A 13,032-nucleotide genomic window follows, 5' to 3' on the forward strand; every position below is an offset into this window, starting at 1 on the left:
GGCACCAGGAGGCCAGATGTTCGGCAAGGTATTGATCGCCAATCGCGGCGAAATCGCAGTTCGCGTCATCAAGACGCTCCGGCGCATGGGTGTTGCGTCCGTCGCCGTCTATTCCGAAGCGGATCGCTTCGCGCCTCATGTCCGCCTTGCGGACGAGGCCTGTTGCATCGGTCCTGCGCCGGTTGCGCAAAGCTATCTCGATGCGGATGCCATTCTCGCCGCCGTGCTCGAAACAGGCGCGGAGGCGGTGCATCCGGGTTACGGGTTTCTCAGCGAGAACCCGGAATTCGCTGCCGCGCTGGCGCGCAAGGATGTCGCCTTTATCGGCCCGCGCCCGGAGCATATGCGCGCCTTCTCGCTCAAGCACACTGCGCGCGACATTGCGGAGAAGAGCGGCGTGCCGCTTCTTCCCGGTTCCTCCCTCATCGTCGATCTCGACGAGGCGCTGACCAAGGCCGAGGAAATCGGCTACCCCGTCATGCTGAAAAGCACGGCGGGCGGCGGCGGCATCGGCTTGCAGCTTTGCCATTCGGCGGAGGAGCTGCCGCGTCTCTACGATACGGTGCGGCGGCTTGCGCTGGCGAACTTCAAGGATAGCGGTCTCTTCCTTGAAAAATATGTCGCCCGCGCGCGCCATATCGAAGTGCAGATATTTGGCGATGGCGAAGGCAATGTCATCGCACTTGGCGAGCGCGATTGTTCCGCGCAGCGCCGCAACCAGAAGGTGATCGAAGAGACGCCAGCGCCCAATCTGGGCGAGGCCGAGCGCAAGGCGCTTCACGAGGCGGCGGTGAGCCTCGGTGCGGCGGTGGCTTATGCATCCGCCGGTACGGTCGAGTTCATCTATGACGAGGACGAGAAGAAATTCTACTTCCTTGAGGTGAACACGCGCCTCCAGGTCGAGCATCCGGTGACGGAAGAAGTGACCGGCCTCGATCTCGTGGAGATGATGGTCGCGCAGGCGGCGGGCGAGCTTGGGCCACTCGAAGACTACAAGCGCGTGCCGAAAGGTCACGCGATGGAGGTGCGCCTCTATGCGGAAGATCCGGGCCGCAACTTCCAGCCTTCCTCCGGTCTTCTGACAGAGGTCGTGTTTCCCGAAGACATTCGCGTCGATGGCTGGATCGCGACCGGCACGGAAGTCACCCCCTTCTACGATCCCATGCTCGCAAAGCTGATTGTGAAAGGGGATACCCGCGAGGAGGCGGCGGCGAAGCTCGCGGCGGCGCTGGAGGCGTCCCGTGTCTATGGCATCGAGACCAATCTCGACTATCTGCGCTCCCTCGCGCATGCACCGGCTTTTCTGGAGGGTAGGCTCCTTACCTCGACGCTGGCCGCTTACGATTATGAGAACCCCGGTATAGATGTGCTCTCGCCGGGCGCGCAGTCGAGCCTGCAGGATTATCCCGGACGTATCGGTTACTGGAATGTCGGTGTGCCGCCGTCCGGTCCGATGGACGGTCTCTCGCATCGCCTCGCAAACCGCATCGCCGGAAATGCGGAAGATGCGGCCACGCTGGAAATGACGCTGAACGGGCCGTCGCTGCGTTTCCGAACCGATGCCGTGATCGCGCTTGCGGGCGCGGAGATGCCCGCGACGATTGATGGCGAGCCTGTGCCTTTCTGGTGCGCGGTCAATGTCAAACGCGGTCAGACGCTCGAACTCGGTCAGGTTACGGGGGCTGGCCAGCGCGCCTATCTCGCCGTGCGTCACGGTTTCGATGCGCCGGTCTATCTCGGTTCGCGCTCGGCCTTCACGCTCGGGCGCTTCGGCGGTCATGGCACCGGCGCGCTCAAGACGGGCGATGTGCTGCGCATCAATCGCGAAGGCGCTACAGCCGCGCCCGTTGCCGAGCCGCTGCCGCAATCCGCGCGCACGCCGCTCACCCGCGAATGGGAAATCGCGACGCTTTACGGGCCGCATGGCGCGCCGGATTTCTTTCTCGACGAGGATATAGAGACGCTCTTCAACACGGCTTACGAGGTTCATTACAACTCCGCGCGCACGGGCGTCCGTCTCATCGGGCCGAAGCCCGGATGGGCGCGCAAGGACGGCGGCGAGGCGGGGCTTCACCCTTCCAACATTCACGACAATGCCTATGCCGTCGGCACGATCGACTTCACGGGCGACATGCCGATCATTCTCGGTCCCGACGGGCCGAGCCTTGGCGGCTTTGTCTGCCCGGCAACGCTTGCCAAGGCCGAGCTCTGGAAGATCGGGCAATTGAAGCCGGGCGACAAGGTGCGCTTCCACCGCGTCACGGAAAAGGAAGCCACGGCCATGCGCCATGCGGAGGGGGCATGGGTGAAAACGCTGAAGCGCGGCGTCGCGCCCGTCGCGCAGCAGGTGCAGAAGGAAGATGCCGTTCTCGCACGGATCGGCGATCTCGAAACCGAAGTCACCTACCGCCGCGCGGGCGACGACTATCTTCTTGTCGAATACGGGCCCATCGTTCTCGACTTCGCGCTGCGCTTCCGCGCCCATGCGATGATGATGGCGCTCGAAGACCGCGCCCCCGAAGGCATCATCGAGATGACGCCGGGTATTCGTTCGCTGCAGATCCATTTCGACCCGGATGTGCTGCCTTCGCGCAAACTTCTCGACATGCTCGAAGAGATGGAGCGCAAGCTCGGTCCCACCGCCGATATCGAGGTGCCGAGCCGCACCGTGCATCTGCCGCTGTCATGGGACGATGCCGCGGCGCGGGAGGCGGTCCGCAAATATGCAACGCTGGTCAAGCCCGATGCGCCCTGGGTGCCGTCCAATATCGAGTTCATTCGCCGGATCAACGGGCTCGACAGCATCGCCGATGTGCGCCGCATTCTTTTCGAGGCGGACTACATGGTCTTCGGTCTCGGCGATGTCTATCTCGGCGCGCCGGTCGCAACGCCTCTCGATCCGCGTCACCGCCTCGTCACCACGAAGTACAACCCGGCGCGCACATGGACGCCGGAAAATGCGGTCGGCATCGGCGGCGCCTATCTCTGCGTCTATGGCATGGAAGGCCCAGGCGGCTACCAGCTCGTCGGCCGCACGGTGCAGATGTGGAACAGCTGGCGTGAAACGAAGAACTTCGAGAAGCCCTGGCTGCTCCGCTTCTTCGACCGGCTGAAATTCTTCCCCGTCCCGGCGGAAGAACTGCTCGATGCGCGCGAGGCCTTCCTGCATGGCGAATATGAAGTGAAGGTCGAGGAGGGAACTTTCCGCCTCAGCGATTATTTTTCCTTCCTGGAGGAAAATGCCGAGGGGATTTCCGCCTTCCGCGTCTCGCAGCGCCGCGCCTTCGAGGAAGAGCGCAAGCGCTGGGAAGAGCAGGGCCTCGCCATGAGCGCGGTCGAGCCCGACGCGCCCGCCATCGAGGAGGTGACAGACATGCCGGAAGGCGGACGCCTCGTCGAATCCGGTGTGCCTGGCAACGTCTGGTCCATCGGCGTTTCGCCGGGCGACGAGGTTGCCGCCGATCAGACGCTTGTGGTGCTGGAGTCGATGAAGATGGAAATCGAGGTGCGCGCGCCCGTCGCCGCGCGGGTTCACGAGGTGCATTGCGCGCAGGGCAAGATGGTGCAGGCGGGGCAGGCGCTCGTTACGCTGGTTCCGCTCGACGCGGCGGTACAGGAAATGGAGGCTGCATCGTGAAGGGTCTTTCCTTTTCGCTTCCCTCGCTCATGGCGGCGATGGCGTCCGGCGTCCGCGCCGAGGACATTGCGCGCGAGGCGCTTTCCCGCGCCGATGCCTGCAACGATCCCGCCATCTGGATTTCGCGCTTCGAGGATGAAGAAGTCATCGCCCGGGCGAAGGCGCTGGATGAATTGCCGCGTGAGGTCCGGGCGCGCATGCCGCTCTTCGGTGTGCCCTTCGCGGTAAAGGACAATATCGATGTCGAGGGACTGCCGACCACGGCGGCCTGCCCCGCCTTTGCCTATCAGCCGAAGGAAAGCGCCTTTGCCGTCCGCCAGCTGATCGAGGCGGGTGCGGTCCCGCTCGGCAAGACCAATCTCGACCAGTTCGCGACCGGCCTTGTCGGCACGCGCTCGCCTTTGGGGGCGCCCCGTTCCGTCTTCAATCATGATTATATTTCCGGCGGATCGTCGTCCGGTTCCGCCGTGGCGGTCGCCGCCGGTATCGTCACATTCGCGCTCGGCACGGATACGGCGGGCTCTGGCCGTGTGCCTGCATCGTTCAACAATATTGTCGGGCTGAAGCCGACGCGCGGGCTTCTCTCCACGCGCGGTGTCGTTCCCGCCTGCCGCTCGCTCGATTGCGTGTCGATTTTCGCGCTCACGGTCGCAGATGCTGAAGCCGTCTTCGATGCGGCGGCCTCTTTCGACCCGCAGGACATCTATGCCCGCGCGCGCATGGCCGAAACGCCCGCGACGCTTGGCGAGGGGTTTACCTTCGCCGTGCCGCGCGCCTCGGACCTCCAGTTCTTCGGCGATGACGAGGCCGCGCGTTTGTTCGGCGAGGCCTGCGAAAGGCTGGAAGAACTTGGCGGGCGCGCCCGCTGGATCGACTTCTCGCTTTTCGCTGAAGCGGCAGCCTTTCTTTACGATGGGCCCTTCGTCGCGGAGCGCACCGCCGCTATCGGCAAATTCATCGAGGCGCATGAGGCGGAAACCGACCCCACCGTGCGCGGCATTGTTCTGGGCGGGCGTGATCGCAATGCCGTCGAAACCTTCGAGGCGATCTACCGGCTCGAAGCGTTGAAGCGCCGGGCGATGACGCTGTTTGCGGATATCGACGTCCTCGTCGTGCCGACCGCGCCCACCATCTACCGGGTGGACGAGATCGCTGCCGAGCCGGTCAAGCTCAACAGCCGCCTCGGCACCTATACGAATTTCATGAACCTGCTCGACATGGCGGGCATCGCGGTTCCGGCGGGCATCCGCGCGAGCGGCAGGGCGGCGGGGCTTCCTTTCGGCGTCACGCTCTCAGCGCCCGCTTTTTCGGAAGGAAAGCTCGGCGTGCTTGCCTCCGCCTTCGAGCGCGCGCAAGGGCTCACGCCCGGCGGTCCCGTTCCGCCTGCCGCGCCCGATGAAGGCTTCATCGAGCTTGCCGTTGTCGGCGCGCATATGTCGGGCCTGCCGCTCAATCATGAACTGACCTCGCGCGGCGCCATGTTCGTCGAGCGCACGAAGACCGCTCCCGTCTATCGCTTCTATGCGCTGGCGGGCGGTCCGCCTTTCCGTCCCGGTCTCGTGCGGGTGCCGGAGGGGGGAAGTTCCATCGAGCTTGAAGTCTGGCGTGTGCCGCGTTCCGCCTTTGGCGGCTTCATGGCGGGCGTACCGCAGCCGCTTTGCATCGGTACGCTCGATCTCGTGAGCGGGCGCCGCGTCAAGGGCTTCCTCTGCGAGGAAAGCGGGCTCGACGGTGCGGAGGAAATCACCTCCTTTGGCGGCTGGCGGGGCTTCATGGCCTCCAGAGCGGAGCAGGTTCCGGGCTGAGCGGGGCTTAAGAAGTGGCGTTCGCGGGCCGAAGCCGATTATTCTCCTGTTCATGACGCAATTCACCGATAGCGCGGGCCGGTAGAGACATGGCGATCCGGGTCCGGGAAGCGGCATCGGCGGAGCCCGATCCTGCCGAGGGGGCGCCGCCTGCAAGCTCGCGGGCGTTGCGCTGGTACGATGTTGTTCTTCTGCCGGCGGGGGCCTTTTCGGTGGCCTTCGTCGCGGCCACCGCTGCTTTCCTCATCGACTGGTATCTTAATGCCCCGGAGGGCCTTGGCCTGCGCTTCTGGGCGCGCGGCACCTCGGCGACGGTCTGGTTTGCCTATACCGTCGAGGTCGCGCTCTATGGGGGCTTCATCGCGACCGGCTTTTTGCTGCTCAGGCTTCGCGGATACCGTCTTTCCGGCGTCTATTTCGCGCCTGTCCGCTGGCGCAGCCTGTCTGCGGCGGGCGGCCTCGGCGCGATTTTCGCCGGGCTTTTCATGTGGCTTCTCTCCCTGCTTCCCGCCGAAACGCAGCAGGAACTGATCGAGAAGAGCGAGCTTCTCTCGCCTTCGAGCGGCGCCGAGGCGCTGACGCTTTTTTTCATCGCCGTGCTGCTCGCGCCCGTAGCCGAGGAACTCTATTTTCGGGGCGTCATGTTCCGGCTTCTTTCGAGGCGGGTTTCCTTCGCTGCGAGCGCGGGCCTCACGGCGGCGCTTTTTTCGCTCGCGCATGGGCATCTTTTCATGCTGCCGGGGCTTGGCGGCTGGACGCTGAGCATCCTGCTTTTCGTGATCGGCTTTGTCCTTGCCGGCCTCGCGCGCCTTACGGGCTCGCTGCGCGCATCCGTCATCATGCACGGCGTCTATAATGCCGTCCTGCTCGGCCCGAGCGTTGTCGCCGTGATTGCGCGCCTGTCCGCTTAGCCGAGGCTCTGCTTCAGTTCCATCAGACGCATGATGTCGCGCAGCGCGACAATGCCGAGAAGGGTTCCGTCCTTCACCACCAGAAGCCGTGAATTGCCGCTCTCGCTCATCTGGCGAAGGGCGGCTTCGGCGCTGTCGCCGGGGGAAATGGCGTTCGTTTTCGACAAGGGCTGCATGATGTCGAAGACGCGCCGCTTCTCCCATTCCGCGCGGTCCGTCTTGCGCAGTTCCGCGACACCGGCAAGCCCCACGAGCCGTTCGCCTTCCATCACCGGGAATGCTTCGTGGAAGGAACCATAGACATAGCCGTCCACCAGCTCGCGCAGGCTGATGCCTGCGGGTACCGTCACCGGATTTTGGGTCATGAAGCGCGAGACGGGTTCGCTCCCGAGCAGCACATGCGCCTGCAATTGCGCGTAGGAGCCGCGCGAGGCCGAATAGAGAAAGAGCCCGATCAGGCCCCACCACAAGCCGCCGATCAGATTGCCGGTGAAAAGGCTCACCACGCCCAGCGCGATCAGGATGAGGCCGAAGGTCTGCCCCGCCGAGGATGCGCGCCGCGTCGCCTCGTTGAGATCGCCCGAGCGGCCCCAGAGCCAGGCGCGGTAGACGCGCCCGCCATCGAGCGGGAAGGCAGGCACCATGTTGAAGACGGCGACCATGAAATTGATGAGGGCCAGATACCAGGCGACGCCTGTCACCGTGTCGCCGAGTCCGGCTGCATGGGCGATGGAGGCGGCCATATAGAAGAAGACCGCGAGAACGAGGCTGGCGATGGGCCCGGCAATCGCCATCAGCAGTTCAGAGCGCGCCGTTGGCGGCTCCTTCTCCATGTGGGCGACGCCGCCGAAAATGAAGAGCGTGATGCCTTTGATCGGAATGTCGAAGCGACGTGCGACGAGCGAATGCGAAAGCTCGTGCAGGATGATCGAGATGAACAGCCCCGCCGCGCCGACAATGCCCATCGACCAGTATGCGGGCGAGGTGAGGCCGGGATAGACCTCCGGGAAATAGCCCGTCGCCAGCGTCCATGTGACGAGCAGGGCAATGAAGATCCAGCTCAGATCCAGCGTCACGTCGAAACCCGCCAGACGGAACAGCCTTATCTGATGTCCAAACATCGCGCTCCCTTTCGTTTTCCACATCCTACACCTGTTGAAGCCCGGATCGCACGGGTGGCAGATGCGCGCAGCCCGTTAGTCCATTTGGGTCATGCGGCGCCGGGCACCCCTGCCTAGTCTCCCGGCACCAAAGGGCATTCCGGCCGATTCACCTCTCGTTGCGTTCCGCGCGGAGGCAGCGGCCGGGCGCGGATGTAACAAGGGGTGAGATGTGACGATGTCGAAATGGGCGCGCGGCCGGGCCGGTTGCCGCAAAGCGGGCACGGGGTTTTCAAACAGCAGACGGCAGGTGAGGGGTCTTGCGCTGGCGGCCGGGCTGGCGCTGGCCGCAGCGGGTGCCGCAACGGCAGGCCCGATGGAAGAGGCGAGCCAGCACCTTTCGCAGGGTGACGCAGCGGGCGCTTATGAAATTCTGAAGCCTGAAGAGCGCGCCCGCGCGGGCAATCCGGGTTACGACTACATGCTCGGGCTTGCCGCGGTCGATTCCGGCCGCCCGGCGGAAGCCGTCGCCGCTTTCGAGCGCGTGCTCGCGGTCGATCCCGGTCATCTTCAGGCGCGCGCGGAACTTGGCCGCACCTATATCGCCATGAACGAGCCCGAGGCGGCGCGGCGCGAGCTTGCCACCGTCGAGGCGCAAGACAGCGTGCCCGACAGCGTGCGCGAAACGATCGACCGCTACGTAACCGCCCTCGACACCGGTCTTTCCGGCGGCGGCACGCAGATTTCAAACCGCGTCACGGTCCGCGGCGGTTATGACAGCAACGTCAACAATTCGACGAGCGACAGCCGCATCCTCATTCCCGCCTTCGCAGGGCTCGGCTTTGCGACGCTCGGCGCGGGCGCGACTTCGCAGGACGATGCGTTCGGCGAAGTTTCCGGGCGCAGCTCCGTGACGCATGGCATCGCCATCGACAAGCAGCTCCTGCTCGATCTCACCGCGTCCTACCGCGCGAACTCGGATCTCGATCAGTTCAACCAGGGCATTGCGGGTATCAATTTCGGCTATTCGCAGCGTACGCCCGATCACGGCACGTTCACGCTGAGCGGTCAGGCGCAGTCCTACTGGGTCGATGACGAAGTCTATCGCTACACCTATGGCGCGCTCGGCCAGTGGACCTATCGCACGGCGGGCATGACGGACTATGCCGTCTACCTGCAATATTCGAAGCTCAATTATCCCTCGAACAGCGTTCAGAACGCGAACCGCTATACGGCGGGCGCAACCGTCGGCCAGTCGCTTGGCGGCGCGGGCGACCCTTACGTCTATGGCGGCGCCTATGCAGGTTACGAAAAGCTCACGGATTCAACTTTCGATCATCTGAGCTATGCCTTTGGCGGCCTTCGTCTCGGCGGCGAGGTCGGCCTCATGCCGCGCCTTCGCGGCTATGCGAGCGTTGCGGTCGAGGCCTCCGAATACAAGGAGCCCGATCCGCTTTTCCTCGAAGAGCGTTCGGTCATCCGCGCCGATGCGACGGCGGGTCTGCGCTACGCCCTTACCGACGACCTCACCCTCGGCACAGAGGTCGCCTATACGCGCTCCGACAGCAACATCGTGCTCTACGAGTATGACCGCGTCGTCGCTTCCGTTTCCATCAGTCTCGATTTTTGATCCGAAGGAGCCAGACACATGAAAAAGATTTCGATCAACCGGCTTCTTGCAACGACGGCCGTCGCCGCCGCGCTTGCGCTTTCGGCAACCGGCGCTTCGGCGCTCCCCGTTCTCTTCGGCGGCGCTTCCGTCGAGGGTGGCGGCAGCGATGTCGCCAATATCGAGCCGGGCCAGACTGTCACAGCCACCACGCTGCTCCAGCTTCAGGCGCCGGATGGCAGCATCGTCACCATCGAGCCCGGTTCCGTCTTCACCATAACGGGTGAGGGCGACAGTCTTTCCTTCGAGCTCGTGTCGGGCGCGATCCGCGTTGCCTCAAGCGGCATGCCGATTTCCGTCTCGAAGGGCGGCGTTACGATCGCCACCACGGGCGGCGCCTTCTCTGCCTTCGAGGGCGAGGATGGCGGACTTGCCGGCCGCGTCAATCAGGGCATGGCGACAGTCGCGAATGGCGGCGGCGAACGTCAGTTCTCGGCCGGCCAGGGCTATGAGGCGAGCGAAACCAGCATCGCCGGCACCTTCACGCCGCCGCCGGTCAACACGACGCAAATGACGCAGTCCGGGCCGGACGACACGAACTACTCGCCCGCCGATGAGCAGGGTTCGGAAGGTTCGGGGGTCGTCGAGGAAGCCGCGGGTGGCGGTGGCAGTGGTGGCGGCGGCGGCGGAAGCGGTGGCTATGGCGGCACGCCGCCCGTCACCGGGGTCGTCGTGCCCGTCACCGGCACGGAAGAGACGGGCTATGTCATCGCCTATGCGGCGGATGCCATCGGCATCGATGCGCGCGACGATGTAACCGTTACCATTGGTTCTGGCGGCGAGCTCAACCGCTACAAGGTCGGCGACGGTTCGAGCGAAGACCTCGAACGCAATTCGAACGATTCACTTGAGCGCGCCAATTCCAACGGCAACGTGTTCATCGAGCGCTGGGCGGGCGGCGAGACGCATGGCAACTACTACAACGACTATAACGGCACGACCTTCTCCGAACTTGGCCGCACCAGCTATCAGGGCTTCCACCTGATGTATGGCAAGCCGACGAACGAAGCGAGCATCCCGACGAACGGCGTCGCGACCTACGATCTCGTCGCCGCGACGAGCCCGACCATCGACGATGGCAGCTTTGCGCCCGGCACCTTCGATGGCGAGCTTGGCATTCTGTTCGGCCCGATCTTCAAGGTCGGTGTCGATTTCACGGTCGATATGCCGGGTGACCATGTCTATGTGATCCAGACCGCGGGCGGGGCCGCCGCGCCTTCGGCCGCACCGCAATACAAGGATCTCTCGCAAGGCATCTTCCGTCTCAACGGCATCCAGATGGCGCAGGCCGGCGCGGCTTGTCCGACCTCGAACTGCGATGCGTCGATCTACGGCCTCTTCACCGGCGATGCGGGCGAAGATGTCGGCATCACCTACCAGATCATGGACTTCTCCGCGCCGTCCGACGATCTCTATCGCGCGAAGCGCATTTCCGGCGCGGCTGTCTTCGCCCAGGGTTCCTATACGCCGGGCGAAGCACCGCCTCCGACCGAAAGCGGCGAGATCGACGCGCCGCTCGGCAGCGGGCCTTATCAGGTCGCCTTCAACGGTGTTTTTGTCGATGACTCGACCATCGAGCTCGATCAGCGCGGCGCACTTTCCTCTTTCGTGAGCGACTACACGGGCCCGGACGGTACGGACCGGGGCGATACGAAGGTTGCCGATCTCTGGGGCAATGAGGATGTCACCATCGGCCGCTGGAACGACGGCACGACAGAGGGCTATCTCGCCACCTCTCTCTCGGCGGATATCCAGTCCTATCATTATGCGGTGGGCACGGCGGCGACGAACCTGCCGACCTATGGCGTCGCCTATTACGACCTTGCCGCGGCGACCTCGCCGACCTTCGCCGATGGCGGCGGGCTGCCGGGCACGCTTACCGGCGGCATGTCCATCGGTTACGGTTCGGGCATGCCCGCCGTCGGCCTCGATCTCGAAATCGACATGCCGGACGATCACATCTATGTGGTGCAGACGCCGGGCGGCCTCGACATGCCGCATCTCTCGCCCTTCGCCGTCTATACGACCGGCTCCATCTATCCCACGAACAGCATCGTGAAGATGGGGCAAGGCACCTTCACCATCGACGATGGCGGGCGCGCCTGCGAGTCGAACTCGAGCTGCTTCTTCTCGCTCTACGGTTTCGTCTCCGGCGAGGGCGGTTCTTCCGCCGCACTCAACTACCAGATCTGGCAGAGCGCCTATCTGGGCCGGGCGATCTCCGGTTCGGCTGCCTTCACCACGGACGGCGCGGAAGTGGCGTCCCTGTCGGACCCGCTGGACACGCCTTTCGCGGACGGCAACTACTCTGCTGTCGTTTCCAAATATGGTAGCAACGCCGTCTTTACCGATCAGGCAGCGGTTTTCGGCGAGGACGGTTCGCTCATCAGCTATCAGGTCCGCACCAATCCGGGCTCGGAATCGACGCCCAATATCGGCACCAATGGCATGGCCGAACTCGGACGCAACGATGACGTCATGTGGGGCCGCTGGACCGGCGGCGAGACGGGCGGCACCGGCACCTATAACGGCTATGTCGGCGCCGACCTGACGGGCGACAAGGGCATGCACTGGATCGTCGGCACTACCGCCACCGATCTTCCCGCCAGCGGTACGGCGGAGTACGAACTCGCCGGTTACACGGCTCCCGTCTTCAATGACGGCCGTTCGGCGCCGGGCACGCTTTCGGGCGGCATGGTCGTCGCCTGGAACGGGGCAAGCACGAAGATCGGCACGGATCTCGACGTGTCGATGGCGGGCGATGCCGTCTACAAGCTGACGACGACGGGCGGTCTTGCCACTCCCTCCACCTCGGAGCTCACGATGGGCACGGACGGCAAGTTCAACGGCTCGCTGCCCGTCACCTTCACGCCGGATGGCGGCGGCACGGGTGCGGCCTGTGCGATTACGCCCTGCAGCGCTGCCGTTGAAGGTCAGGCCTTCGGTCAGGGCGGCAAGACGATCGGCCTCGGATACGCAATCGGCTTCGGCGATTACGGCATCACCGGCGCGGGCGTCTTCACGCAGGCTCCCCCTCCGCCTCCGTGATCCCTCGATCTTCTCTCTGGATGCGCTGAAACTCAGGCCGGGCGGCAATGCCCGGCCTTTCTTTTTGCCTGTCAGCGTCCCGGACGGATTGCGCGCCTGAGCGCGAGCAGCATATGCGCCTCGATTTCCTCGCGCCGCGCCGCTCGCTCTTCTTGCGTTCCCGGCGTCACGAGATAGAGGTCGACGAGATTGCCGATCAGCACGTTCATGAAATGCAGCCGCGCCGGGTCGAGACGTGCATCGGGCGCAAACCTCTTGAGGAAGGGCGCGATGCGCTCGCCGATGATGGTGACATTCGCCGGGTCCTGCTCTTCCTCCGTCGTGCGGATCGAGCGCATGGCCCGGAGCAGGTTCGTATGGGACGGGATCGCTTCGGCCTCGTCCAGATAGACCCGCAGGAGAAGGCGCGCCGCATCTTCGACATCCGTCTCCTCGCCGAGACCCGCCAGCCGCTCGACGCTCGCCGCCGCGATCCGCTCGACGGTGGCGTCATAGGCGGCGAGAAGCAGCGCGTCGCGGTCCCTGAAGTAGCGGTAAAGGCTCCCCACCGCGACGCCGGTGCGTTCGGCAACGCTCGTCGTGGTGACCGCCTCCGCGCCGTCCTCCGCGACGATCTCCTCCACCGCCGCCAGCAGCGCGGCCCGCGTCTTCAGCGCCCGCGTCTGCACGGGAACGCGCTTTGCCCCTCGCAGGGGTGTTTCTGCCGTGCTCGCTCGCATTCCCGGGTCCGGTGCTGTCTCTCTCAAAAAGTGAAACTATTTCATTTTTGTTGACAGAGCCAGCGCGAAGGCCGCATTTTGTCATCAGATGAGTGCCCGGCAGCTTCCTGTCCGGGCTCTCGGTCTTTGCATGGGCTTGGGGG

The 13,032-nt window shown here is 64.5% G+C and carries 7 protein-coding genes; 5 read left to right on the forward strand and 2 right to left on the reverse strand.

Features of this window, described 5'->3' with window-relative positions:
- Positions 1-16: 16 nt before the first annotated feature.
- From uca to ABJO61_RS00450, 3 genes are all read left to right on the forward strand, one after another.
- Positions 17-3,637, forward strand: coding sequence for an urea carboxylase (uca, locus tag ABJO61_RS00440; protein WP_348323433.1), 3,621 nt, complete (start codon positions 17-19; stop codon positions 3,635-3,637).
- On the forward strand, positions 3,634-5,442 hold the full coding sequence (atzF, locus tag ABJO61_RS00445; RefSeq protein WP_348323434.1) for an allophanate hydrolase: 1,809 nt from the start codon (positions 3,634-3,636) through the stop codon (positions 5,440-5,442). Before uca ends, atzF begins: the two co-directional genes overlap by 4 nt.
- Before the next feature lie 89 nt (positions 5,443-5,531).
- Positions 5,532-6,353, forward strand: coding sequence for a type II CAAX endopeptidase family protein (locus ABJO61_RS00450; protein ID WP_348323435.1), 822 nt, complete (start codon positions 5,532-5,534; stop codon positions 6,351-6,353).
- On the opposite strand, the gene ABJO61_RS00455 is transcribed toward ABJO61_RS00450, so the two are convergent.
- Positions 6,350-7,474: a site-2 protease family protein gene (locus ABJO61_RS00455; protein WP_348323436.1), complete on the reverse strand. Its 1,125-nt coding sequence runs from the start codon at positions 7,472-7,474 to the stop codon at positions 6,350-6,352. The genes ABJO61_RS00450 and ABJO61_RS00455 overlap by 4 nt on opposite strands.
- Positions 7,475-7,763: 289 nt before the next feature.
- Between ABJO61_RS00455 and ABJO61_RS00460 the strand changes: the two genes are divergently transcribed.
- Both ABJO61_RS00460 and ABJO61_RS00465 read left to right on the forward strand, forming a co-directional pair.
- Positions 7,764-9,083 (forward strand): tetratricopeptide repeat protein, encoded by a 1,320-nt coding sequence (locus ABJO61_RS00460; RefSeq protein ID WP_348330611.1) that lies wholly within the window; start codon positions 7,764-7,766, stop codon positions 9,081-9,083.
- Between the two features lie 18 nt (positions 9,084-9,101).
- On the forward strand, positions 9,102-12,170 hold the full coding sequence (locus tag ABJO61_RS00465) for a hypothetical protein (protein ID WP_348323438.1): 3,069 nt from the start codon (positions 9,102-9,104) through the stop codon (positions 12,168-12,170).
- A gap of 71 nt (positions 12,171-12,241) precedes the next feature.
- Here ABJO61_RS00465 and ABJO61_RS00470 read toward each other — a convergent pair whose 3' ends face one another.
- The gene (locus ABJO61_RS00470) at positions 12,242-12,889 is read right to left on the reverse strand and encodes a TetR/AcrR family transcriptional regulator (RefSeq protein WP_348323439.1); all 648 of its coding nucleotides are present in this window, start codon (positions 12,887-12,889) and stop codon (positions 12,242-12,244) included.
- Positions 12,890-13,032 lie beyond the last annotated feature (143 nt).

The sequence above is a fragment of the Parvibaculum sp. genome (assembly GCF_039973015.1).
In the GTDB taxonomy this organism is placed as follows: Bacteria; Pseudomonadota; Alphaproteobacteria; order Parvibaculales; family Parvibaculaceae; genus Parvibaculum.